Raw genomic sequence first — 23,734 nt, 5'->3', positions numbered from 1 at the left:
ACGATCCCGAGACGACCGCGCGAGGAGAGATATGGGCACCTGGGACATCGGTCCCTTCGACAACGACACCGCCGCCGACTTCGCCGACTGCCTGGACGAGGCAACCATGGAAGAACGTGAGCCCATGATCCGCAAAGTCCTCATACGCGCCGCCGACGCTACGGACTACCTGGATACCCCCGACGCCGAACGAGCAGTTGCCGCAGCAGCCCTGGTGGTCGCACAACACCCTGACGGCGAGCCCGTGTGCTCGGACTACGGCCCATCACAGCCGCTGCCGGAGCTGCCGGCAGATCTTCGAACGCTCGCCGTCGACGCCCTGGACCAAGTGGTCGCTGAGCTGTCTGAACTCGCCGAGCTGTGGGGCGAGGCCGCGGACGGAGCGAAATGGCGCCAGGACATCACCCGCCTCCGCGATATCCTCGACCCTCCGATCCCGCCACAAGAGGAAGCCCTCTTCGAGATCTAACCGGTGACCCACAGTCACGGACCACAGAAGTCAGAACCTGAGCCAGAACCCGAGAACCGACAGCACCCGGATCACCGGCAGACGACCCTCCTGCAGTTCCGTCCCGCATCCAGTGGCTGCGGATCCGGCGGGTCGACGAACGAGCGCGGGCGGCATTCGCGCCGGGCCGAGCGATCCGTAGCGGGAGGTGCGGCGGCAGGGCGCCTGGGAGCACCTGAACCGCAAGGCGTACCCCGGCTTCCTGGCCTGACCTCTCAGTCGGCCAAATCCATGTGCGAGAGAGCCGGGCGGCAGATACCTTCCCCCGAATGACAGCCATGCTGAACGATTCCGTCCGGGCGCTGCTCGATGCGCCGGTTCCCGCCGTCCTCGCCACTGTTAACCCGGACGGCAGCCCGCAGACGTCGGTGGTCTGGGTCGGCCGCGACGGAGATGACCTGCTCGTCTCCACCGCTTTCGGCCGTCGCAAGGAACGCAACCTACGCCGCGACCCCCGCGCCAGCATGACCGTCTACGATCCGGCCGACCCGTTGCGTTACGTCGAGATACGCGGCCTTGCCACAATCACCGAGGACACAGGCCGGTCTCTAGCGGTCGCCCTCGCCGAACAGTACGAAGGCCCCGGTGCCGGCCAGGAGTACCTTGAGCTCCCGGCAGAGGTTCTCCGTGTTGTCGTCCGTATCAGCCCGACCAAGGTGGTCGGCACCGCGACCGCTTGACCAATCATCACCGGAGCGCCATTGCGATAGCCGGGGCATGAAGACACCCGGCACTGTCGGTGTCCACGCGGAGAAGCGCGAGTACACCGACAGCGTCGACCGCCCCATGCGGGCCCGTCCGAGAGGCCTGACGCGCCCAGCAGATCCGCGGCAGGCGCCACGATCCGTGGTGGGCGGCCCGCTGGGAGACCGGTCACGGCTCCACCCGATCAGGCGATAAGACCGATCGTCAGCAGGTCACTCGCGCCGAAGCGTGACCGAGTCAGCGGGAGCAAAACCTCCTGTGAACGGCGGTGAGCCACTGAGAGAATTGCGGACATGCCAAGCCACACCGCGGAAGAACTCCTTGCCAACGTTCAAGGGCTGACCCCTGAACGCGCGCGACAGATCGGCAAGCAGATCGATGAGTGCAGAAGGCTACTGGCCACAAACGTCGGCATGGACGCAGTTCAGCAACACCTGAAAGACGAAGGCATCAGCATCATCCAAGCGATCCTGATCACCACCAGACTGCTGGAGGACCACCCGAGCAGTCTGCGCGCAGCACGAGAGATCGTGGAGAGCAGCCCAGCACGAGCCCGCAGCACCGCTTGAGTGCCAAGGCGCCAGGCCGTGCTGCGGTCGGAGCGGGTGCGCCGTCAGGGTGATCCGCTCACAGCGGGATCACGCCGCCGGGCGGCCGGGGCTCGCGGGACAGAGGCTGATCGTGTGGAGTGGCCCGTGAACGTACGTGGTCCTCGCCCGGCCCGTGGCGCAGCTTCCGTCAATGGCCGCCGCACAGGGCCTTACCCGGTCAGGTGAACCCGGCCCGGACGGAGAACGCGTGCGGGCACCGGTGTGTCATACCGGTCATGAGGCCGTTCAACGAAGCGCATGTGGCGGAGCCGGGTCTGGCCGTGGTGGAGATCGCGGCCTGCGACGACCAGACTGCCCTCGCCGTCCAGGAGCTGCTCGCCGCGCGGTGCGCGATCGCTCCGTCAGACCCTACGACCCGGGATCCCGGCGAGCCCGGCGTCCGCCTGCGCTGCTTCCTGGACCTGCGTCAAGCCCCCGACGCGTAGCACTCTCCGGTCGACCGGCCTGCTTTCCACGCAGGTCGCGCAGTCTCTCATGGAGCAGCCTCGGGGGCGGCGCCGGTGCCTGCCCGGGAGGGTCAGTTCAGGCCCAGCGTGGACAGGGCGGTAGTCCAGTCGGTGACGATGGCCTGCTGCGCCGCGGCCAAGGTCACCTTGCCGGAGCAGACGGCGGTGTGGAGTTTCGTCTCTACCGGGTCCTTCTTCGGCGCAGCCGGCGGTGCTGGAGGCCGGGCAGCCGTGGGAGATCGCGACCGAACTGCGGCCGTTGCTTGAGCAGACCGCCCGCGCCGGCGCCACCACCAGCTGGCCCGCGATCCGCAAGCGCCTGCCGGGGCTGCCCCGTCTCCACCGCGACGATGAAAGCGTCCTTCTGTGGCTGGTGGATGAGGACCGTCAGGAAGGCGAACCGCTGCTGTCGGCGCTGGTCACGGTCGGCGATCGGCAGATGCACCCCCGCTTCCCCGCGATCGCCGAACAGCTCGGCCTTCCCACGGGCCGCTCGGCTTCCCAGCAGCGCACCGCGTGGAGCTACGAGGTCTTGAAAGCACACCAGCACTGGCGCCACCGACGCTGATGACCTGGTCGCAGGGGCCTGTCAGTGACGCGGCCTACTGTGCGTGCCCATGACACGCCGCACCCGCTTCCTGATCCTCGAACATCCGGCCATCGCCGCACAGTGGCATCCGACCCTGAACACCGACCTGGATCTGGCGCTGATCGGCCCTGGGTCTCACAAGGCGGCGTTCTGGCGGTGCGATACCGGACACGTCTGGAAGGCCAAGGTGCACTCCCGTGTCGCGGGCAGCGGGTGCCCGCAGTGCGCCGGGTATGTACCGCGTGGGCGGGTCAAGCTCAGCGACCGCGCTCCTCATCTGATGAACGAGTGGCACCCGCGCAACGACGTCTCGCCGGACAGTGTCGGGCCCGGGTCCCAGCGAAAGGTGTGGTGGCTCTGCCCGGTCGGCCACGAGTACCAGGCGCGCGTATCCAACCGCAGCCGCGGCACCGGCTGTCCCACCTGCGCCCGCACCGGCCGTGATGCACCTGCCGGTCTCCTGTCCGGCATACCGGAGCTTTTCGTGCAGGTAGACCCGGACACCGCCCCGGTCGATGTCGCTGAGCTGCTCGTCAACTCGCGGGTCCGAATGGGATGGCGTTGCGCTCAGGGCCACCGCTGGGAAGCTCAGGTGTACCACCGCGCTATCGCCGGATCAGGCTGCCCGCACTGCGCCGGAAAGCGGCGCTCCCCGGCCCTGCCGCAGGCGCGTCCAGACCTGGCGGCGGAGTGGCATCCCGCCCGCAACGACGCCCTGACCGCCGACACAATCACTGCCGGGTCTCACCGCCTGGTCTGGTGGAAGTGTGCTGTGTGCGCCGGTGAGTTCCGTGCCAAGGTCTTCCACCGGGTCCGCGGCCTGGCCAAGTGCCACGCCTGTACCGGCCGGGTGCGCTACCGGGCCCTGGCGTACGAGAGCCCCGAGATCGCGGCTTTGTGGCACCCGCAGCTGAACGGTGCCCTGACCCCTGCCGAGGTGACCGCCGGCGCCAATGTGCCCGTCTGGTGGCTGTGCCCCGCCGGGCACGAGCCGTGGTCGGCTCAGGTCGCTCATGTGTTCATGGGTAGGCAGGGCTGCCCACGCTGCCGGAAGCGGACCAACGTCTCGCGGCAGGAGACAGAGCTATTCACCGAACTGCAGTACGTCCTGGCGGGCGGGGAACAGCAGTACCCGCTTCGCACTGCACAGGCCCGGTTCCGGCTCGACATGCTCTTCCCGGCGGAGGAAGGCGGGGCGGTGGTGGTGGAGTTCGACGGCTCGTACTGGCACCGCGATACGGAAGAACGTGACCGACTCAAGGCGGAAGCCATAGAGCGTCACCGGCCCGACTGGGTAGTGGTGCGGGTACGTGAAGAACCGTTGCAGCCCACCCGGCGCAGCGACGTCGTCGTCCCGCTGTTGGCCGACCCGTTCACGGCCGCCAGCATCGTCATCGAGCACCTCATGTCACTCACGTCATGGCCTGAGGAGACACGTCGGCGTGCTCGCACCTACGTCAGGGGCGGGCCGTATGGGTGCTGCGCCGGCGCAACGCCTGATCCCTGACCCCCGGCCCACTGCCGCACCTCCCCTCCCCAGCTCGACCGGATAGAGGGTGTGCAGCCTGCCTTGTGGTGAGACTGGCAGGCAGCCGAAGCCGGGTGCCGTCTTGGCCTCGGTGAGGGTCACCCGCCCCAGCTTCATAAGCAAGCAGACGGCGAGCTGTGCCCGCGCCCCAGGACCGGGCCGGTACAGGGCACCCATGAGGAACTGAACGCGGCCGACCAGCCGCCTGCGTTGGAGCCTGGTTGCGGTGCTGAATCAGCGCCTGCGGCCGTCCCTCTGCCGGGCAGAGACAGAGCCCAACGCCGCCCTACCAGTCGTCCACGGCTCAGTCTCGCTGCGGCGACCGCGGTCACTTCCATGGCATCCATCGCGTGATCGTTTCTGCGGTGAATTCCCGCCCGCCGTTCGGGTGACACCGCCTCAGCACACCGACACCGGCAGCGTGCTCGCCGCTATCTCTCTTGCGGCCAACTCCCCTGCCGGACAAGAGAGATCACCGCATGCGGATCCACGCGAAGCTCGCCCTGACCACCGCGGCCGCCACCGCACTCCTCGCCCCCCCCTCGCCGCTGCTCCCGCCGCCGCCACACCTGCATCCGCCCACCACACGGCGAACGCCGCGACCGCGCGCCGGGACCTGCCCGCCGAGATCGTCCGCAAGGAACTCGGTGAGCTCAACGTCGCCGCCCCGCACTCGATGGCCGGATACTCGCGGGCAAAGTTCCCGCACTGGATCATCCAGTACGGGACCTGCGACACCCGCGAAGTCGTCCTCGCCCGCGACGGCCAGGACGTCGTCCAGGACCAACAGTGCCGCGCAACATCCGGCGCCTGGGTCAGTGCGTACGACGGCAAGGAATTCACCTCCGCCCGCCAGCTCGACATCGACCACATCGTGCCCCTGGCCAACGCCCGGCGCTCCGGCGCGGACGAGTGGGACACCACGCTGCGCCGGAAGTTCGCCAACGACCTCATCGAACCCCAGCTGATCGCGGTGTCCGCCTCCAGCAACCGGGCCAAGGGCGATCAGTCGCCCGACCAGTGAGCCCCGCCCCTGCACTCCTACTGGTGCACGTACAGCAAGGCCTGGACCCACGTGAAGTACGTGTACCACCTCAACATCACCGAGGCGGAGAAGAACAAACTGAACGAGATGCTGGACACGTGCGAGGCATGAGCGACGCCCCGGACACCGCCTGGTACCAGGACGAGGTCACGGCCGGGCCGGGCGGAGTGATGACCGACGACGTCGGCGTCATCACCGGCGACCTCACCGTCCGCACCACTCCCGACCCTGACGGGCGTACCGCACACGTCAACCTCCAGTACACCGGCGCCGACGAGTGGTACACCCTCACCGGCAGCCCCACCCCCATCCCCGAGGAGGGCCTCGCGGCCTACCACCGTGACCTCCTCGACCGCATCCGACACGGCCAGGGCGCCACGGCCACCTGACCCGACGCATCAGCACTCCGGCCTGGTGGCAGGCCGGAACTGCTCACGATCCCTGTTCTGCTGGGATCTGGCGTGGGTAGCGTGTGGGCATGACCAGCGGCCGAAGGCAGCGTCGAGACGGTTCGTCCAAGCGCGTCCAGCTGACCAGCGGGGACCATAGCGGGCCGAAAGACAAGAAGTCCAAAGGCCGGCGGGCAAAGACCATCAGCCCCGGCGGCCAGGCCGCGCGTGCCGCGGGTCTACGCGAGGTAGAACGCTTCCGAGAGTCCATCCGTGCTGCCGAACAACGTCGGGCAGCACGCCGGGACTCAACATCTGCGGCACCGCTGCCGGACGCCAATCAGCAGATGGCCTCGGAAGAGCACCTCGTCGACGCACACTCAGCGCTGCGCCTTCACCTCACGCAGTGTCTCCAAGCAGCCCAGAACCACGACTGGAGCCGGCTCAAGGGCAGCGCCGAACAACTCGCGCATGCTGCCGCGCATTTGGAAGCCCAGGCCAGCTCAGAACCGATGCCCCCCAGCGCCTGACGGATCCGCGCAGCAGCCGAAGGCCTGCAGATGCATGTGGCTGGAGCGGCTGCGAAGCCGACGAACGGACCAGGAGTATCCGGGTCAGCGCAGCCGGGTCAGCCGCAGACCGCCCGTCGACCGGTCCGGGCGGAAGGCGACGCCGTACTCCCGAGCGAACCTGTTCGCCTCCGTGACAGAACCGCCCATCGAGCGCAGGTAGAAGGCGTAGGCCACCGACTCGATCTGCTCCGCGTCCAGGCGCAGCGACCAGCGGTTGCCCGGTCGGTCGAAATACGCTGTGCGCACCCGTTCTGCCAGGCCCGCGGCCGGCGGTATACGCAGCAGTGCTCCGATCCGCACGTACACGCGCAGCGCATCCATCTCCGACGGGCGCAGCTCGACCAGCGTCTCACCCTCCGCAGGATCGTCGTGTGGTGGCGCGGGGGCCGGGCTGGCGTCGGTGTAGGTCAGCACGTCGTGGCCGGAGGGGGAGAGCCGCGCCGCCCACAGGATGGGCCGGCCCTCGTAGGCGGACAGCTCCGCGCGCATCTCCCGGTCGGCCAGTTCCGCCAGCCCCCGCCCTGCTGCGCTCTCCACTGCCTGCTGCTGGTGTGGCGGTAGGCCTCCCAAGAGCACCCAGCCCCACCGGTTTTTTGGCTCCACCCGGGGCGACTCCAACTGGCCCCAGTTTGCGGTTGCTTCGTGAAGATCAGGTGTTGTGAAGTGGCTCCGGCAAGCGGTTCGAGTTGGGACCACCGGGGCAGCGGGGATGCGAAACACGGTCGCCGTGGGACCGCCTTGTGGTGATGACGGCAGTGGTCGGACGGCAGCACAATGCGCGGGTGGACAACAACGTCATTATTCGTCCGGCCACCTCTGATGAACTGGACGCCATCGCTGAACTTCGATGGCAGTGGATCCTTGAGAATCAGGACGTTCCTGTCACCGGGCGTGAGGAGTTCATGCAGCACTTCGTCGCGTGGGCGAGAGGGAACACGTCGTCGCATCGCTGCATGGTCATGGTCCGCAATGAGGTGATCATCGGCATGGCCTGGCTGGCGGTCCTTCCGCGGGTGCCCAGCCCGCGTGCCCTGCACCGGGCATCGGGCGACCTGCAGTGTGTGTATGTCGTTCCTCCCGAACGTGATGGTGGCCTGGGCGGCCGGCTCATCGATGCGGTCCTGGACCGTGCTCGGGAGCTCGGGCTCGAGCGCGTCACCGTGCACTCCAGTCCTCGCGCAGTCCCGGCCTACTGTCGGCACGGATTCGAATCATCGCCTCGTCTGCTTCACGCCCACGTTGCCCGCACCACTTCCTATCCGTGATGGCCGATGAGGTGCTACTTCATCCCGTTGCTCTTCGCCTTGGTCCGGGCAAGGCGGTAGGACTCGGTGCCGGTCTCGATGAGAGTGGCGTTGAAGGTGAGCCGGTCCATGATCGCTGCGCAGAGCCGAGGGTCGGTGAAGGTCTTTGACCAGCCGGTGAACGCCTCGTTGGAGGCGATCGCGATGCTGTTCTTCTCCTCCCTCTCTGTCAGAGCCTGGAAGAGCATCTTGGCGCCGCGGCGGTCGAGTTCGAGATAGCCGAGCTCGTCGATTTCGAGAAGGTCGACGCGCCCGTAGCGGGCGATGGCCTTGCCGAGCTGCTTGTCGTCTGCGGCTTCGACGAGCTCGTTCACCAGGGAGGCGGCGGTGGTGTAACGGACGCGGTAGCCGGCCATGGCGGCCGCGGTGCCCAAGCCGATCAGCAGGTGGGGTTTGCCGGTGCCGGAGTCCCCGATCAGACATAGCGGGTAGCCCTTGGTGATCCAGTCGCAGGTGGCGAGGCTGTGGATGACGGCCGGGTCAACATTGGGGTTGGCGGGGTAGTCGAACTCGCGCAGCGACTTCTCGCGCGGGAAGTGGGCGGCCCGGATGCGGCAGAGTTCGGGTGGGTGGTGTGGGCTTGCCCCAGATCCAGGGTCTGGCGCGGGCGTTGAGCTGGTCGGTGGCGACGCGGGTGGCGTGGGTGATGTGGTCGCGATCGCCGAAGGAGCGTCCTGCCAGGGCGGTCTTGCGGAAGATGCGCCACCAGCCCTCTTGAAGGTTGAGCTGCACCTGGCCGTGGAGCAGGGGCAGAAGCCACTGTCGCTGCTTGTCACGGCCGGCCCGCGCCATGACAGCCCGCAGTTGCAGCCAGTCCTGGAGGGGATCCGGGTACCTCGCACCGGTCCGGGCCGGCCCCGCACCAAGCCGGACAAGGTCCGTGCAGATAAGGCGTCGGCTCCCGCGCCAACCGAGCCTACCTGCGCAGACGCGGGATCGGCTGCACGATCCCGGAGAAGGCCGACCAGATCCGCAACCGCAAGAAGCTCGGCTCCCGCGGCGGGCGCCCGCCCAAGTTCGACAAGGACGACTACAAGGAGCGACACGCGGTGGAGTGCGGGATCAATCGCCTGAAACGCCACCGAGCCGTGGCCACGAGGTATGACAAGCTCGCCGTCCGCTACGAAGCGACCGTGCTGATCGCCGCCATCAACGAATGGCTGTGACAAGCCTGAGCGGGCGCGGAAAGTCCCGCAGAAAACCTTTCGAGGACACCATTACTGACCTGCCATCCTGGTCAGATGCTGCTCAAACTGACCGGCTCCAGCTGTTCGGGCAAGACCACGCTCGCCTATGCCGTGGGCGAGCGGCTGGAGCGGGTCGCCGTGCACGACTTCGACGAGCTCGGTGTACCGGAAGGCGCCGATCACCGGTGGCGCGACCGCATGACCGAGAGGTGGGTACGTCGCGCACTGGAGTATCAGGACCGCGGCGTCGACCTCTTGTTGACCGGGCAGTCCCCGATGGGAGAGGTCCTGGCCAGCCCTTCCGCCCCGCTGCTGGACGGAATCGCAGTGTGTCTGGTCGACGTGTCCAGTGAGGTCCGGCGCGACAGGCTCACCATGCGCGACTCGGGCCGATGGGACGCTCCGGCGGTTGACGCCTTCCTCGGCTGGGCCGCCTGGCACCGCCAGCACGCCGAGGATCCCCGGTACCGGCCCGACGTCATCATCGACGACAGCTGGCACCGTATGGCCTGGCACCGCTGGACCGAGTGGACTGCTGACGATCGGCGATGGCGCACCCACCTGCTCGACACCACGAATCAGCCCGTCGCGGAATCCGCAGACCAGGTTGAGCAATGGGTGACTGAACAGCGCGACGCGCTCCGATCCGGCTATCTCCCCCTGTCGCGCGGCTGGTCAGACCAGATAGCCACCCAAGCCGACCACGACTCTTGATCCACTTTCGCAACAGGCCCTAGCTGTCACCGTGCAGTGGCATCGCGGGTCCGGGGAGGTCCGCCGTCAGAGGGGTGTGTCAGAGTCTGTGCATGCTCGAGATCGTGGTGGAGACGGCGAACTGGGGGCGGCACGTCCGCGTGTCCGCCGAGGAGCTGGCCGGGCTGGTTCGGCGCATCGGCGGTGACGGTGACCGGTTCCTGGTGGTCCAGCGGATACCTGACCTGCCTGACGTCTTCGCCCAGGTCTGGCACCAGGCCGGTGGTGACTACACGTTGGAGCACCGGGACGGTGCCGCTGATCGGCACTTCCAGGCGGCGGCCGACAGGCCCGAGGTCGTCATTGCGGCGATTACCGGCTGGGCACGCCAGGAGGCCGGATGGGGCAGTGCTCTGGCTTGGTCGCTGCTGGACATGGGGCCCACCCAGGAGGTGCCGCCGCTCGACCTCGATGAAGACGAGCGCAAGGGGTTGGAAAAGCGCGTCCGCGAGGTGCTGGTCAGCGGCTACGCCTCCCGTGCCGAACTGGCCGAGCTTGCTGAGGAGTACCTAGTCACCAGGGACCGCCGACCCGTTTCGCGCGAGCAGGCACAAGCCCTGGCTGATCGGTTGTGGCTGGAGCGCGTCGCGGAGCAAGCCAAGTGGCAAGGCGAGACCGACCCTGAGCGGCTCACCCGCGCGTTCACCACCCTGCGGGAGGCCGGCATCACGGCCTCGCGAGAACTTCACCTGTTGCCGTAGCTGCGGCCAGTCCGAGATCGGCGGTGAAGGCGAGCCCGACGCCCGCGGCTACGTCTACTTCCACACCCAGTGCACAGATGCCGCCGCAGCCGGCCACGGACTCATGCTCCTTTATGGCGGCTTCGACGGCTCGTCCGAGACCACCGCTGCCATCGGCCACGAGGTCGTGGCTGCCCTCGAAGCAGCCGGCCTCCACGTCGAGTGGGACCGTGACCCAGGCCGGGCCATCACCGTCACCCCACTGGCCTGGCGCCGCCGCCTCGTCGGCTAGAAGGCTCATAACTGACTTCGGACCAGTCAGGAGTGGGCGTACCCAGGATTGCGGAACTGGCCTCTGGCTGGTGCCGGAGGCCAGTTCGCTGTCGGATCGTCGGCCGGGTGCCGGGTGCCGGGTGCGGGGACGCTCAGCTGATGGCGCTCAGCATCGCTTCTTCGACGTGGTCGGCGGCGTTGCGGTGGCCGAGGGCGTTGGGGTGTACGAAGGACAGCTGGTCAGGGAGGGTGACGAAGCCTTCGACCCACTTGTGGTCGTCGCAGACGCTGTGGTTGTGGGAGGAGGTGTAGAGGTCGACGAAGCTGGCGGCTTCCTGGGTGCCGGTCGAGTCGTCGATGGCCTTGTTGAGGGGTTCCAGGACGTCCTTACGCAGCCAGTTAAGGTCGCCCTGGGTGATTGTGCCGAACTTCGTCAGGTCGCCGAAGGTGCACTTGGAGGTGTCCTTGGGGACGATGGTGGGGTAGCCGATGGCCAGGATTTTCGCGTGCGGGGCGCGTTCGTGGAGTACGCGCAGCATCCGGTCGTATTCCTGGCGCACCCTGTGCAGCCGGGCCGGGATGCCGGCGCCCAGGGCGTCCTTGCACGGGGTGCCCTTGCCGTCGCTGTCGCCGCCCAGCTCCGGGCACTTCATGAGGATGTCGGCGAAGCCGAGGGTGTTTCCGCCCACGCCGACGGTGATGACGTCGGTGCCGGAGTCCACCGCGTCGGACTGAGGGGGCACCGGGGGGAAGGGGTAGTCCGGGTCCTCGGAGATGGGCGGAAGGTGACGGCCGATCGGGTGCTGGGGTTCGTCGGTGACGTTCTCGATGGTGGCGGCGCCGCAGCTGACGTTGGTCAGCTCGAAGAGACCGCCGAGGTCGCGGTCGATGACCTGGGGGTAGGACCGGTCGGTGCGCTCGCAGCCATTGCGGGGGTATTCGAAGACGCCGCCCGCGGCATGGATGACCCCGGCGGTGTAGGAGTCGCCCAGGGCGACCCACTGGTGTTCCTCGGCTGCGGCGGCGGGCTGCATGCCGGCGAGCTGCGGGGGGACAAGAGCGCCGGCGAGAGCTGCGGCCGAGCCGAGCAGGGCCAGTCGAGTGCGGAAGCGTGCCACGGATCCTCCAGGGATGCGGTGTTGGCGACGCTTTGACCATAAGGAGACCGTTACTTAACGCACTAGATTCAATACGGTCAGTAGTCGGCAAGCCACGGGATGCGTCTGTGTGGGGGACATGGATTCCACCTGTCGACCGGACACGCTCTATTCGCGACCGCCTTGGCGCGACACTTGCCCGCTCCGGAGAGACCCTTGACTGACTGGGTAATCCCGGCCTGAGGTGCACGTTCGCGGTGACTGTCTTGTTCTCGATCACCGACAAGCTCCTCCAGCTGGCTATGTGCAGCAGTTTCGGCTCTGGCACGACTCCTGTGGTGTCGAGTGGAAGCTCGGTGTCTGAGGCCGTAGCACGCCGGGAAACGGCAGGTCAGCAGCTTGATCCGAGGCAGACACAAACCCGGGTGGTGTGGCTTCACAGAAGTTGTGCCAGAGCCGCAGTTTCGACAGCAGATGTTCACGAGTTCGGACAGCAGCCTGAGGCCAACGCATTGAAACAGCTTGGTGTCGGTGGTTACCTTCGATGGCGGTGGCGCTGGTGATCATTGGCTGTGTGTCAGCTGCTCGTTCGCGACGGGCGGTGGTGGGTTGTCGGCGTCGGCGGCGTGGAGGACTTCGCGGATCAGCAGGTCGAGGTCGTTGGTGGTGGTGCGGTAGTTGCACAGGCAGGCGCGCAGGACGGTGTGGCCCTGTACGGACACTGTGGCGAGGTAGGCGCGTCCGCCCGCCCGGACGCGGTGGGCGACGCGGGCGTGGAGGTCGTCCGGCTCGCCGCCGGGGTGGGTGATGCGGAAGCAGGCGACCGGCCAGGGGCCACCTGCCAACAGTTCCAGCCGGGGGTGATCGGTGATCTTGTCTCGCAGCTGGTCGGCGAGCGTGAGGTAGTGCTCGATCAGGGTGGTGACGCCGGGCCGGCCGAGGTGGTGCAGGGTGGCCCACAGCGCCAGGGCGCGGGTGCCGGGGCGGGTCAGCTCGATGGTGGCGTGGGAGAGCCACGGCAGCGCGTCCGGTTCGCCGGTGGTGAGGTAGGAGGCGCGGTGGGCGAAGGCCGTGTGCAGGTGCTCGGGGTCCGGGAGCAGCAGTGCTCCGCATCCCACCGGCACGCTGAGCGTCTTGTGCGGGTCCACGGTCAGCGAGTCGATGTCCCCGACACCCTGGTAGAGGGGCGCCAGGGCCGGGACGGCGGCGCCGAGTCCGCCCCAGGCGCCGTCCGAGTGGTGCCACATCCCCGTGCGTCGGCACAGGTCGGTGACCGCCTCGAGCGGGTCGACGGCGCCGGTGGCAGTGGTGCCCAGTGTGGTGACAGTGCAGAACGGCAGCAGGCCGGCGTCCAGGTCGCCGGTGACCGCGGCGCGCAGGGCGGCGGGCTCCAGTCGGTCCTGGCCGTCGGTGGGGATGGGGCGCAGCCGGTGGGCGGGCAGGCCGATGCAGGCGGCGGCCTTGACGACGGACATGTGTGCTTGGGCGCTGTAGTAGAGGGCGAGGCGAGCGTGGTCGCGGTCGTAGGCGGGGCCGTCACCGGAGCCGCGCCGGGTGAGGAACCAGGTGCGGGCGGTGGCCAGGGCGAGCAGGTTGGCCATGGAGCCGCCGCTGGTCAGCACCCCGCCTGTGGTGTCGGGCAGCCCGGCCAGGTCGGCGAGCGTTCGCACGGTGCCGCGTTCGATGTCCATGAGGGCGTTCTCGCCCATGCCGCAGGTTGCGTTGATGGCACTGGCCAGCAACTCGGCGATGATCCCGGCTGGTGAGGGCGGGGAGTTGACCCAGGCGAAGAACGCGGGGTGCCCGTTGCCCGTCGGGAAGGGCGCGATCTCCTCGCGCACGAAGTCCAGCACCCCTCCCAGCTCCGCACCGGTGCGGGGCAGCGGTGCCTCGCGCAGCCGGGTTCGCCGCTGCGGAGACATGGGACGGCTCACTGAGCCGGCCGGGAGGCTGCTCAGGTACTGCGACACCCACTCCGCGGCAGCCACCAGTTCGTCCCGCAGTACCTTCGGGTGGACTCCCGGCGGCATCTGGTCCAGAGAGGGGACGGCTTCGTTGCCCGGAGCCGGAGCGAGGTCACGAAAACGGTGGGTCATGACGGCGTGTAGTGCCCTTCGTCGTCGCACGGCCCAAGGTCAGCCACCGAGGACCGTGATCGTAACGAGTAGGACCCGCCCTCGGGCACGCGAACCTGCAGGACTCGACACAGCCACCGGCAACAGGACAGGCAGCCGATCCCCTTGCGACAGCACACCGAGACTGGCGCCGCAGGGAATCGAACACTCCGGCGCATGAGTGCTGTTGAAACTGGAAACTCATGAACAAGGCCAGGCCTGGCCCGCGCGGCACGAGTGGACCGCACCTACCTCTACCGGCACCGCGACGTCCTCGAACGCGTCCACGCCGCCGCAGCCGCCCCACCAGAAGAGGGCCGGATCGCGGCCGTCAGCCGGGCCTCGCTGCGGGCAGATCTGACCAACGCGCTGGAGCGAAGCAGACGGCTGGCAGTCCGGGTCCGGCAGCTGGAGAAGCGTCTCTCCCAGAGCCTCGGTGACACCGCGTGGCAGGAATGCGGCCTTGGCGCGTCCGCCGACATCGACCAGCTTCAATGTCGCATCATGTTGCTCGAACAAGACCTGGCTGACATAAGGGGCCGGCTCGATGAGCGGACCGAGGAATTCGACGCTGCGCGAGCGGCTAACCGGGAACTGGCCCGGGCGCTGAACCAGGCCCGCTGACGCCATCACCCCTGGGTCCTGGAGGCCATCACCATCCGTGGGCCGGCAGGACAGGGGGTCTGTCTCCCAGCCGCAACCGCTCCGCTGAGCCACGAGACCTGTGCGCGGCCGGAAGCGGTGCTTCAGGCCGTCACCGGAGGCGATCGCCGAGGTGACCGGCCTCCTCGCCCCGCGCCGCCACCGGCTGACCTGTGTTCGGGCCGGCCTTCACGGCCGGCCCGAACAGTCCTGCGTGGGGCCGGGCGGCGCGACGTGCACGGCGCTGGCCGGCCCGGTCGGTCACCTACGGGGCGGGGATCTCCCTGATGATGCGCGAGGTCCAGTCGCACCAGACGTTGCCGGGCAGGAAGGCGCCGCCGGCCTCGTCGAGGTGGTCCTCGACGTACGGGATGGTCGAGTCGCAGACCTCGATAAAGTTGTCGAAGAACTGGGTGGTGTCCGGGTTGGTGTGGTAGCTCCAGCGCGAGTTGTAGTCAGCCTGCCGGTGGACGATCCGCGAGACCAGGTGGGGGCGGTCGGTGGTTTCGCCGGTGACGAGTTCGCGGGCGTGCTCGATGTCCCCGGGCTTGGTCAGCTTGATGACGAACTCCTCCCGCGTGATGTCGGTCATCACGAAGTACGCGGGGGCCTCGGCAGCGGCGCGGACTGGCTGGTTGTTGGGGCTGCTGGCTCGAGCGGGCTGTGCCGCGACGAAGGCCAGCATGCCGGCGGCGGCCAGGACGGCGGCCTTGGTGAACACGAGTCGCATGGGGGTTCTCTCCTCGGTTCCGGGCGTCGTGCATGTACACGACCGAACACGAAAAGTATTGAATCAGTTGTTGTGAGCATCCAGTAGAACTGATGTCGCAGGGGTGACCACCGCCGGCCCTCCCCGCGAGCCCGGGGTCATTGGCGGCGTCCGGGGCGCCAGGACAGGGTCATGGTGGACGGCCAGGACGCGACGGCCGCAGTGGCTGAATCAGTGCGTCGACCACTCGCCCCTACGATCGACCGCGCTGATGCGGTACTTGCGCAGCCGCTCGGTGGCCGCCCTGTTCTCGATCATCGACAACCTCGACCTCCGGCCGCCAACGGCCTGGGGAAGCCTGGCCCCGGAAAGCCTCCGAACGGAAAATGAGCAGTATTGGTTGTACGGCCTTGGCCAGGAGCCGTACCGGCACGGGGTGCCGGTGGCGGCCGGTCGACCCACGGGGGCGGTTGCCGTCGCGAGTCTTTGTGGCCGAGCTCGACCAACCGGTGTAGCGTCGTGATTAGCAGTCGTGGTTCCGAAGTCCCGTTCGCCCGTGATCGCCGTCACGGGCGTTTTTGCTGTTCAACGCCTCTCCGGACCAGGGCGATCACCTCCGGATCCCGCACGGTGTGGGGCCCGACACGAGTCCCCTCGAAGGAGACAGGCACATGGCTACCGGCACTGTGAAGTGGTTCAACGCGGAGAAGGGTTTCGGCTTCATCGCCCAGGACGGCGGCGGTCCCGACGTCTTCGTCCACTACTCCGCCATCAACTCTGGCGGTTTCCGGTCCCTCGAAGAGAACCAGGTGGTGAACTTCGACGTGACCCAGGGCCCGAAGGGCCCGCAGGCCGAGAACGTCACTCCCGCTTAGCAACGCCGCGGCGAGCCCCGGCCAGTGCATTCACCGGCCGGGGCTCGCCCGTCTCGTCCCGCCTCCAGACCTGCGCGGTCCGGACGGCGGGGCGTCGTGCTGTGCGCAGCTGGATTCCTTGGTGACGTCCCGCCCATGAGGGTCTTCGGGACTCGCCGGGGGGTGCGTTCGAGGTGCTCGTCGTCGGCGAAGGCAGTGTTGGCCAGCGGGCCGCGCCGTAACAGCGGCCATATGCCCTCGACCGGGTTCAAATCCGGTGCGTAAGAGGCCAGTTGCACGATAGTGAGCCAGTCTTGTGCGGCGGCGTACTCGCGCATCCCGGCAGCCCGGCGGGTGTTGAGATTATCCCAGCACGCACGACCAGGTCGCGGGGCGGTCGACACCGGCCGGGAGCGCGAGGTGCCCGACCATCGTCAGACCGTCGGCCGGGTACTCGACCGTGCGCGTTGTAATCGTCCTCATGGGACTGGAGCGTAGTGATCGTCGAGCCCGGTCAGGCCGGTGTTCTGCCGCTGGCAGACGGTGGTCTGTCCCGGCTGCACCACCAGGGCACGGGCTGCCTGTCGGCAAACGTTCTTCGACACCAGTCTCCGAAGTGATCTTCGCGGTTCTAGGGTTGAGGCCATGGTTGATCAAGGGGGCACGGCGGCGGAGACGGATCACTCTGGGCGGCGCCGGCATGCGAGGCGTCGTTCGGGGGCCGCGTCCGGGGGCCTGATGCGCTCGTCCGCATTGATGGCGGTGGGCAGCATGGTGTCGCGCGGAACGGGGATGTTCCGATTGATGCTGCAGGCCGCCGCGCTGGGGACGCTGGCGGTCGGGGGCGCGTACAACACTGCGAACACCCTGCCAACCAGTCTCTATACGCTGTTGATCGGTGGTGCGCTGAACTCGGTGCTCGTGCCGCAACTTGTCCGGGCGCGTACCGAGCATGCTGATGGCGGTCAGGCCCATGAGCAGCGGTTGGTCACCTTGGTGCTGAGCGTGCTTGCAGTCGGGACCGTCGTCGGCGTGGTCCTCGCTCCGGAGATCGTGAGCCTCTACATGCCGGACACGCCGGGCAATCACCAACTGTTCGAGTTGACGGTGGCCTTCGCCCGGTTCCTGTTGCCGCAGATCTTCTTCTACGGGCTGTTCTTCATGCTGGGCCAGGTCCTCAATGCCCGCGGCAGGTTCGGGGCGATGATGTGGACGCCGGTCCTGAACAACGTCGTGTTGATCACCATGTTCGGCCTGTACCGGTGGCTCGTGTCGGCTCCCGGTGATGCCGCGTCCGTGACACCGGCCGAGGTGCGGCTGCTAGGGATCGGCACCACGATCGGGATTGCTCTGCAGGCGGTCTGCTTGATCCCGTATCTCGCCGAAACAGGGTTCAGGTGGCGCCCGCGCTTTGACTGGCGCGGTACGGGCCTGGGCAAGAGCGTGGCTGCGGCGCGCTGGACCCTGCTGTTCGTGGGGGTCAACCAGGTCGCCCTGACAGTGGTGACGCGCTACGCCAACGCGGTGGACGCCGTCGCGCAGGGGGCCGGTGCCGGCAACAGTGCCTACTTCTTCGCGCAGAACATCTGGATGCTCCCGCAGGGCATCATCACGGTCTCGGTGGTCACCGCGATGCTGCCGCGGATGAGCCGAGCGGTGGCCGAGCATCGCCTGGGCGACGTCCGCGAGGACCTGTCGCGTGGCCTGCGGGTGACCGGTGTGGCGATCGTCCCGGCCGCCTTCTTCTTCCTGGCTTTCGGACCGCAGATCGCCACGGTGATGTTCTCCTACAGCAGCAGCGGAGCGGCCTCGGCACAGCCACTGGGCCAGATGCTGCAGGCCTTCGCACTCGGCCTGGTCCCCTTCTCCGCCCAGTACCTGCTGCTGCGCGGCTTCTACGCGTTCGAGGACACCCGCACCCCCTTCTGGATGGCGGTCTGGATCTCCGGCCTCGACATCATCCTGGCCACTGGCTGCCACCTCTTCCTGCCCCCGCGCTGGGCCGTCATCGGCATGGCGGCCGCCTACGCAGCGTCCTACGCCGGCGGCCTGCTCGTCACCGGGCTCAAGCTGCGCCGCCGTTTGGAAGGCCGCCTGGACGGCAAGCGGCTCGTGCGTACGTACGGGAAACTCACGGCTGCGGCGGGGGCCGCCAGCGCCGTCGGCTGGGCGGTGGCCCGCATCTGCTCCGGTGCCGTCCCTGCTCCCGTCGTCGGCTCTGCGCTGGCACTGGCTGCCGGCGGTGTCACGATGCTGGTGCTGTTCGTGCTGCTGGCCCGCCTGCTCCGCGTCTCGGAATTGCGGAGTCTGCCCGGTCTGGGCTGACCAGTAGCCGCAGGGGGCGCCGGGCGTATCGACAGAGCTTTCTCGCACCGACGCCGCGACCTTGCCGCCCCGGTCCTTAGCTAAAACAACTTCCAGTGGCCCTCGGAGACCACTTCGACGGCGCCGTCGGCCACCTTGATGGCCGTCTGCTCGTCTATCGCATACGCCGGCCCCGCGATCCCAGCCGACCATCGTTCTGCCGCGGCCATGGTGTTGTCCGGACAATCCGGATGATCCAGGTGCGGGAAGATCGAAAAATCAACCACGCCCAGCGCGCTGTCGCCGCCAGCGGGCGGCTTCCAGCCCACGAACTCCTCCCCGACGCGGGGGGTCGTCACCGTGCTCCCGGCGCTGAGTCCCACGTAGACCATGTCGGGCAGCGACGGCAGGAGTTCAGCCAGCCCGGACTCCCGCATCCAGTGACACAGATACAACGCGTCACCGCCATTGACCAGCAGGACGTCGGCCTCCCGAACCCAGGAGACCCAGAGCGCTTCGTCAATGCTGGGCAGCGCCGTGAGCTCCAGCACGCCCACCGACTTCCACCCCAGCTCGGTCATGGGGCTGGGCGACCGTCCGCTGATGAATCGCCATGGCCCGCCCGGATCGGCGCCGGGCCCCCGTACCCCGCAGTGGGAATGCAGAGAGCGCTGGACTCGGCGATCGGCTTACCCAGGAGATCGACGAGCACATCCTGGATGCTCGCGTTCTTGGTACCGGAGTCGGTGAGGAGAAGCTTCATCATGTCCTTTCCAAGGTGCTGGCCGCGCGCGTCAACAACCAGCCGTTCGCCAACGCGTCGCAGCCGACACCACGTCACGGCTGCAGCAGGAACGGGCACTAAGACAACCGGTTGACCACAACATCACAAATGTCCTAGCCAGCCTGCAGGACGAAGAACAGGAAGCACAGGAAGCGCGGCTTGGCCGCGATGACCTCAGGGAACAGCTCACGAGCGGCTGGATCAGGCTCTGGCTCGCTGATGACCGTTATCCGGAAACCGGCCCCGATGAAGGCCTCGATCATCGCGTGCAGCGGCCTGTGCCAGATACTCATCAGGGCGGTCTGGCCGCCCATGGTCCACTCTTCGGTCCAGTTGGTGGTGTCGAAGTAGTTGAACTCGGCCTCACGGCCGGCCTGGCGGTGCCTGAGGTTGACGGCAAAAGGATGGTCGACGGAAGCGAGTAGCCGACCGCCGGGCTTGAGGATGCGTCGCAGCTCGGCCAGCGCCGGCCCCCAGTCCTCCAGGTAGTGCAGCACCAAGGACGCGACGACATCGTCGAACGTGTCATCAGAGTAGGGAAGCCGGCCGCCCAGGTCGGCCGCCCTCACGTCCGCACCGTCGCCGAGCCGCCGCCGTGCCAGCTCCAGCATCCCAGCACTCGCGTCGAAGCCGCTCACGATGGCGCCACGGTCGCGCAGCGCCGCGAACAGGGGGTCGGAACCGCAGCCGGCGTCGAGGATCCGCCGGCCGGCCACGTCTCCAGCGAGGGTCAGCATCCCGGGCCGCTCGTAGTGGGCATTGTTGAGGTTGGTTTCATTTTCGGCGGTGTACGCCTCGGCGAAGCTGTTGTAGTCGTTGACCTTCCGAGGATCCACAGTCACTGCGGACGGCGAGGTGCCCCCGGCGGAACTCGCGTGCTCGTGGTGCTCGTTGGAGATCATGGTGCGGGAGACTTGTGCTGCACCAGTTCGGTTCCGGACCGCTCCCGATCGCCCTCACATCCCTGAAGATCGCGCCTGGAGCAGCCGAAGTGAGTACGTCTACGCGCTTGGTCGAGTAGAGCGCCTCATGAAGTGCGCGCGGACTGCCGACGATCACCGGCTCATGAATCCTCAGACTTACGCGAGGCTCTACGGCCCGTGGAAGCCGACCCCTTCGTCCAGGGGTCACGTTGCTGACGGCTCTGCTCGGCGCTGCCACGGCCCTGTCGATGGCATGGCTGACCTTCCTGGTCGGCATGGTCGCCCTGTGGGGCGCGGCGGAAGGGGCGGCCGTCGGGGGTCTTCTCGCGGAGTACGCGGCGGGCGTGGCCGGCGGTGCCGCACTGCTCGCCGCGCTTGCCTCTGTGCCCGGGGTGCGTCGCATAACGCCGGCCGGACGTCGGCTGTTGCTGACTGCGGTGGCGTGTCCTGTCCCACTCGTTCTGGCTGTCGTGACCTGGTGGGGCGTTGGCTGACCGATGGGAGACCATCGGACGGGGCCAAGCAGAAACCCTGGTTGACCTTCACCTTGGGGGAGCCCACAGCATCCGTGGGGCCGGGCGACGTGCCCGACATGAGGAGGAGCGAGCATGGGGTTGCTGACCATCGGGGCGTTCGCGAAGGCGTCCCGGCTGTCGCCGAAGGCACTGCGTCTTTACGACGAGCTCGGCCTGCTGCCCCCCGCCCGCGTCGACCCGGTGAGCGGCTACCGCCTCTACTCACCGGAACAGCTGGACCAGGCCCGGCTGGTCGCCTGGCTCCGCCGCCTGGGAATGCCCCTGGCCCGCATTCAACACGTCTGCACACTGGAGGCAGCCGCGGCGGCCCAGGAGGTCCGCGCGTTCTGGGCCCAGGCCGAGGCCGACACCGCCGCACGGCGGGACCTGGCCACCTTCCTCATCGACCACCTGTCCTGGAAGGACCCCGCCATGTCTCTGACCGCCAAGCCCCTGGGCATCCGTTACGCCGCTCTGTCCGACACGGGCCTCGTCCGCGAGAGCAACCAGGACACCGCCTACGCCGGACCCCGGCTGCTCGCCGTCGCCGACGGCTGTGGCAGCCAAGGAGCCCCTGCCAGCGCAGCCGCCATCGGCGCGCTCAAGCACCTCGAAACCGACAGCATCCCAGCCGGCAATCTCCTCAACGTCCTCGAAGACGTCATCGAACAGGCCAAGCAGGCCGTGCGCAACATCGCCGGGAGCGGCTCTTCACCGGAAGGCACCGGCACGACCCTCACCGCGATGCTCTGGACCGGGTCACAGCTGGCCCTCGTCCACATCGGCGACTCCCGCGTCTACCTCCTGCGCGACGGAGAACTGTTCCAGATCACCCACGACCACACCATGGTCCAGACGATGGTCGACGAAGGACGCCTCAGCCCGGAAGAAGCCGCCTCCCACCCTCAACGGTCGCTGTTGGCCCGGGCCTTGGGCCAAGCAGCCGATACCACCCCTGACATGCGCCTTCACGACGCCCAGCGGGGAGATCGATATCTGCTCTGCTCCGACGGTCTGTCGACCGTCGTGCCGGCCCAAGACATACGCCGAGTGCTCGCCGAGATCAGCGAACCCGAGCAGGCCGTCCGCGAACTCATCGCCCTCGCCAACGGCTCCGGCGGCCCCGACAACGTCAGCTGCGTGGTCGCCGACGTCATGGAGCTCCAGCAGTAGGAGCGAGTGGCATGCACTTCGAGTCGCACCAGATCCGCTCTCAAGAACTCATCCGCGAAGCCGACGAACACCGGCTCGCCCGACAAGCCCGGAGAGCCAAGCCGAGTCCCCGGACCATGGCAGCCAGCGCATCGCGACCGACTCCACGGCGGCTGCTGGCCTGGCTCCGCGGATGAACATCACGCTGCCTGGAGTTGAGTGGGACACCGCCACCCGCGCTGTCCCACTCAACTCCAGGCACCCCAAGTCAGAGCCTCACCCTGCCCACAGTTCTCCGGGACAGGACAGCAGGCAACGCCGAAGGCGCTCTTGACGCGGACGTTCCGGCCCTTATCAGAAGCAAGCGGGCGATCCCCGCAGCACCAGAGTGACATCAAAAGTCACTGACATTGATCTCGATGCTCGCGCTTCCCGCCGGTGATCACCGACGCCGGTTCCCGTGCCGCGTGCGAGGATCCACTGCAGATCTCCCGAGTCCGGGCAGGCCTGCCATGACTCCAGCACTCCTGTTGCCGCCAGTCGGTCAAGCGTGACCGGCAGTCTCGCGGGCTGGGTACCTCAGGCGCGTACCATCTGGTCGAGTTCGCCCAGGCCATTGCTGGATTCCCGGACCGTGTGCACTGCGAGGTATACGCTTGCCAGTTGAGGCAGTGCTCCGATCGCCCCTGCTGCGCGGGAGGAGCCGGCGCGCAGTGCCCAGTCCGCGGCGTGTCTTCGGTCGGAACGGGCTGGGGTCTGACCTCGAGCAGTTCAGCGGCGATCTCGTTGGTCGCGTTCCCAGGGGTTGCACGCAGCCATTGCGCCTCATAGCTGGCCAGGGGAACGTTCCAGGGGCCGGGACCGGGAGGTCCTGGTTCACGTTGCGCAAGTTGGTTCCGGAAGGCGACGGGCGCGGTTCGGGGTACGCTCCGTGCTCGTCGTCCCCACGCGTGGACTGACGCAGACGAGCGACGAACTGCATGAGATCGAGGGGGTAGTGCGGTGGATGCGCTGACGCTCGTGTCCGCGTTCGTAGCACTGGCTGGCACAGCCACGACCGCGGCGCTCGGCTACTGGACGCAGCGACGCCTGCGACTGCTGGAACAGCGGAACCTCATGGACTCCTATGGAGGCTCGCTGGCTTGGGCCGCCTACGACCTGCAGTCCAGGCTGTACAACATCCTGCACGGCCATCAGACCGACCTCTCGCCTGGGCCCTCCCGCGGATTCATGACTTCCTTTCACCTGCAGGGCACGCAGGAGCAGCGCGAGTACGTGCGCCGCAGCACGGCGTTCGTGCTTGCCGAGTACTTGGGTTGGGTGGAGATCCTGCGACGGGATGTCCAGTTCCTCGATCTCGGCCGGTCACGGGCCAACCGAAGCGCCGTGACGGTCATCTCGTCCATCAGCACAGTTCTGAATCGCACTACGTCGGCCGCCGACATATTGCGCGTTTGGCGCGTCGAGCAGCGGGCCCTCGGAGAGCTGATGGTGCACCCGGACGGAGAACCGGGCCGGCGCAGGTGCCTGGGGTATGCCGAATTCAGTGCAAAGCTCGACGGCGACGACGTCTTCCGCAAATGGTTCACCCCGCTCCTTGAGGACATCGACCGGCTCGCCGGACAGACCGCGCAGGCCGTGCCCCGGCTTGCCGAACTCCAGCAGAAACTCATCACCCTGATCGACGTGCTGGACCCGAAGGCCGAGCGGTTCCCACAGTTCCGCCAACCGACCAACGCGGCGCCGAGGGTCGCAGCAGCCCACTGAGGATTCTGACCATGCCGCTGCAAGGGTCCGCTCGGCGAGGTACACGCAGTGGAGGGGATCGCGGGTGGACCCGTGTCGAGTCCGGGAGGGCACTCGGCGGTGAGGGTCAGGGGCGGGATGTCTCCGTAGCGGGCGCTGTTGGCGTGCGTCCATGTCACGTTGGCGAGCATGTTGCCGGCATCTTGGAGGAACCTAGCCAGTGCGGGGCTCGCCTCGCTGGTGAGTCGGTCGCGGAGCCGGAGGAAGAGGGCCATGATGCGATTGCATAGAGTGACGGCCTGGG

The 23,734-nt window shown here is 67.8% G+C and carries 24 protein-coding genes and 4 pseudogenes; 19 read left to right on the top strand and 9 right to left on the bottom strand.

Annotated features, from left to right (window positions below; translation table 11 throughout):
- Positions 1-31: 31 nt before the first annotated feature.
- From ACWC94_RS33675 to ACWC94_RS33635, 9 genes are all read left to right on the top strand, one after another.
- Positions 32-469, top strand: a complete 438-nt coding sequence (locus tag ACWC94_RS33675) for a DUF4259 domain-containing protein (protein WP_450801093.1) — start codon at positions 32-34, stop codon at positions 467-469.
- Between the two features lie 308 nt (positions 470-777).
- On the top strand, positions 778-1,188 hold the full coding sequence (locus ACWC94_RS33670) for a PPOX class F420-dependent oxidoreductase (protein ID WP_450801092.1): 411 nt from the start codon (positions 778-780) through the stop codon (positions 1,186-1,188).
- Positions 1,189-1,506: 318 nt separating this feature from the next.
- The gene (locus tag ACWC94_RS33665; RefSeq protein WP_450801091.1) at positions 1,507-1,782 is read left to right on the top strand and encodes a hypothetical protein; all 276 of its coding nucleotides are present in this window, start codon (positions 1,507-1,509) and stop codon (positions 1,780-1,782) included.
- A 257-nt stretch (positions 1,783-2,039) separates the two neighbouring features.
- Positions 2,040-2,249, top strand: coding sequence for a DUF6207 family protein (locus tag ACWC94_RS33660; protein WP_450801090.1), 210 nt, complete (start codon positions 2,040-2,042; stop codon positions 2,247-2,249).
- Between the two features lie 232 nt (positions 2,250-2,481).
- The gene (locus ACWC94_RS33655) at positions 2,482-2,838 is read left to right on the top strand and encodes a hypothetical protein (protein ID WP_450801089.1); all 357 of its coding nucleotides are present in this window, start codon (positions 2,482-2,484) and stop codon (positions 2,836-2,838) included.
- Between the two features lie 49 nt (positions 2,839-2,887).
- Positions 2,888-4,366: a zinc-ribbon domain-containing protein gene (locus tag ACWC94_RS33650; protein ID WP_450801088.1), complete on the top strand. Its 1,479-nt coding sequence runs from the start codon at positions 2,888-2,890 to the stop codon at positions 4,364-4,366.
- 442 nt (positions 4,367-4,808) lie between these two features.
- The gene (locus ACWC94_RS33645; RefSeq protein WP_450801087.1) at positions 4,809-5,411 is read left to right on the top strand and encodes a GmrSD restriction endonuclease domain-containing protein; all 603 of its coding nucleotides are present in this window, start codon (positions 4,809-4,811) and stop codon (positions 5,409-5,411) included.
- Between the two features lie 128 nt (positions 5,412-5,539).
- Positions 5,540-5,821 (top strand): hypothetical protein, encoded by a 282-nt coding sequence (locus ACWC94_RS33640; protein ID WP_450801086.1) that lies wholly within the window; start codon positions 5,540-5,542, stop codon positions 5,819-5,821.
- A gap of 89 nt (positions 5,822-5,910) precedes the next feature.
- Positions 5,911-6,351 (top strand): hypothetical protein, encoded by a 441-nt coding sequence (locus ACWC94_RS33635; protein ID WP_450801085.1) that lies wholly within the window; start codon positions 5,911-5,913, stop codon positions 6,349-6,351.
- An 84-nt stretch (positions 6,352-6,435) separates the two neighbouring features.
- Here ACWC94_RS33635 and ACWC94_RS33630 read toward each other — a convergent pair whose 3' ends face one another.
- Positions 6,436-6,930 (bottom strand): DUF6417 family protein, encoded by a 495-nt coding sequence (locus tag ACWC94_RS33630; protein WP_450801084.1) that lies wholly within the window; start codon positions 6,928-6,930, stop codon positions 6,436-6,438.
- Between the two features lie 245 nt (positions 6,931-7,175).
- Here ACWC94_RS33630 and ACWC94_RS33625 point away from each other — a divergent pair, with 245 nt between their 5' ends.
- The gene (locus tag ACWC94_RS33625; RefSeq protein WP_450801083.1) at positions 7,176-7,658 is read left to right on the top strand and encodes a GNAT family N-acetyltransferase; all 483 of its coding nucleotides are present in this window, start codon (positions 7,176-7,178) and stop codon (positions 7,656-7,658) included.
- Between the two features lie 14 nt (positions 7,659-7,672).
- Here ACWC94_RS33625 and istB read toward each other — a convergent pair whose 3' ends face one another.
- Positions 7,673-8,473: an IS21-like element helper ATPase IstB gene (gene istB / locus ACWC94_RS33620; protein ID WP_450801082.1), complete on the bottom strand. Its 801-nt coding sequence runs from the start codon at positions 8,471-8,473 to the stop codon at positions 7,673-7,675.
- Here istB and ACWC94_RS33615 point away from each other — a divergent pair.
- The 3 genes and pseudogenes from ACWC94_RS33615 to ACWC94_RS33605 form a co-directional block, all read left to right on the top strand.
- Positions 8,421-8,863, top strand: a pseudogene (locus tag ACWC94_RS33615) (transposase); the annotation flags it as partial. The gene istB and the pseudogene ACWC94_RS33615 overlap by 53 nt on opposite strands.
- 75 nt (positions 8,864-8,938) lie before the next feature.
- Positions 8,939-9,598 carry a hypothetical protein gene (locus ACWC94_RS33610; protein WP_450801081.1) on the top strand — a complete coding sequence of 220 codons (660 nt, stop codon included), beginning with the start codon at positions 8,939-8,941 and terminating at the stop codon, positions 9,596-9,598.
- A gap of 92 nt (positions 9,599-9,690) precedes the next feature.
- Positions 9,691-10,609, top strand: a pseudogene (locus tag ACWC94_RS33605) (DUF6891 domain-containing protein).
- A 133-nt stretch (positions 10,610-10,742) separates the two neighbouring features.
- Here the strand turns inward: ACWC94_RS33605 and ACWC94_RS33600 are convergent.
- Together ACWC94_RS33600 and ACWC94_RS33595 are read right to left on the bottom strand one after the other, a co-directional pair.
- Positions 10,743-11,708, bottom strand: coding sequence for an SGNH/GDSL hydrolase family protein (locus ACWC94_RS33600; protein ID WP_450801080.1), 966 nt, complete (start codon positions 11,706-11,708; stop codon positions 10,743-10,745).
- 542 nt (positions 11,709-12,250) lie between these two features.
- Positions 12,251-13,609 (bottom strand): pyridoxal phosphate-dependent decarboxylase family protein, encoded by a 1,359-nt coding sequence (locus ACWC94_RS33595; protein ID WP_450801079.1) that lies wholly within the window; start codon positions 13,607-13,609, stop codon positions 12,251-12,253.
- Positions 13,610-14,038: 429 nt separating this feature from the next.
- Here ACWC94_RS33595 and ACWC94_RS33590 point away from each other — a divergent pair, with 429 nt between their 5' ends.
- Positions 14,039-14,425, top strand: a complete 387-nt coding sequence (locus ACWC94_RS33590; RefSeq protein ID WP_450801078.1) for a hypothetical protein — start codon at positions 14,039-14,041, stop codon at positions 14,423-14,425.
- A gap of 283 nt (positions 14,426-14,708) precedes the next feature.
- On the opposite strand, the gene ACWC94_RS33585 is transcribed toward ACWC94_RS33590, so the two are convergent.
- Positions 14,709-15,173, bottom strand: coding sequence for a BP74-related protein (locus ACWC94_RS33585; protein ID WP_450801077.1), 465 nt, complete (start codon positions 15,171-15,173; stop codon positions 14,709-14,711).
- Between the two features lie 650 nt (positions 15,174-15,823).
- On the opposite strand from ACWC94_RS33585, the gene ACWC94_RS33580 reads away from it, so the two are divergent.
- Complete coding sequence (locus tag ACWC94_RS33580; protein WP_071377710.1) at positions 15,824-16,027, top strand: cold-shock protein; 204 nt, start codon at positions 15,824-15,826, stop codon at positions 16,025-16,027.
- A 152-nt stretch (positions 16,028-16,179) separates the two neighbouring features.
- On the opposite strand, the pseudogene ACWC94_RS33575 reads toward ACWC94_RS33580, so the two are convergent.
- Together ACWC94_RS33575 and ACWC94_RS33570 are read right to left on the bottom strand one after the other, a co-directional pair.
- Positions 16,180-16,374 (bottom strand): annotated as a pseudogene (locus ACWC94_RS33575) (transposase); the annotation flags it as partial.
- A 25-nt stretch (positions 16,375-16,399) separates the two neighbouring features.
- Positions 16,400-16,489, bottom strand: a pseudogene (locus ACWC94_RS33570) (dienelactone hydrolase family protein); the annotation flags it as partial.
- A 255-nt stretch (positions 16,490-16,744) separates the two neighbouring features.
- Here ACWC94_RS33570 and murJ point away from each other — a divergent pair.
- Entirely contained in the window at positions 16,745-18,331 is a 1,587-nt protein-coding gene (gene murJ / locus ACWC94_RS33565; RefSeq protein WP_450801076.1) for a murein biosynthesis integral membrane protein MurJ, read from the top strand.
- Positions 18,332-18,411: 80 nt separating this feature from the next.
- Here murJ and ACWC94_RS33560 read toward each other — a convergent pair whose 3' ends face one another.
- Entirely contained in the window at positions 18,412-18,891 is a 480-nt protein-coding gene (locus ACWC94_RS33560) for a Type 1 glutamine amidotransferase-like domain-containing protein (protein WP_450801075.1), read from the bottom strand.
- A 316-nt stretch (positions 18,892-19,207) separates the two neighbouring features.
- On the bottom strand, positions 19,208-19,996 hold the full coding sequence (locus tag ACWC94_RS33555) for a class I SAM-dependent methyltransferase (protein WP_450801074.1): 789 nt from the start codon (positions 19,994-19,996) through the stop codon (positions 19,208-19,210).
- 230 nt (positions 19,997-20,226) lie between these two features.
- Here ACWC94_RS33555 and ACWC94_RS33550 point away from each other — a divergent pair, with 230 nt between their 5' ends.
- From ACWC94_RS33550 to ACWC94_RS33540, 3 genes are all read left to right on the top strand, one after another.
- Positions 20,227-20,511 (top strand): hypothetical protein, encoded by a 285-nt coding sequence (locus ACWC94_RS33550; protein WP_450801073.1) that lies wholly within the window; start codon positions 20,227-20,229, stop codon positions 20,509-20,511.
- A gap of 114 nt (positions 20,512-20,625) precedes the next feature.
- Positions 20,626-21,705 carry a MerR family transcriptional regulator gene (locus ACWC94_RS33545; protein WP_450801072.1) on the top strand — a complete coding sequence of 360 codons (1,080 nt, stop codon included), beginning with the start codon at positions 20,626-20,628 and terminating at the stop codon, positions 21,703-21,705.
- A 981-nt stretch (positions 21,706-22,686) separates the two neighbouring features.
- The gene (locus ACWC94_RS33540; protein WP_450801071.1) at positions 22,687-23,451 is read left to right on the top strand and encodes a hypothetical protein; all 765 of its coding nucleotides are present in this window, start codon (positions 22,687-22,689) and stop codon (positions 23,449-23,451) included.
- Positions 23,452-23,734 lie beyond the last annotated feature (283 nt).

The organism is Streptomyces sp. NPDC001135, assembly GCF_053598395.1.
Note: the sequence above shows the minus strand (reverse complement) of the source record. Positions and strands in the feature narration are given on the sequence as shown.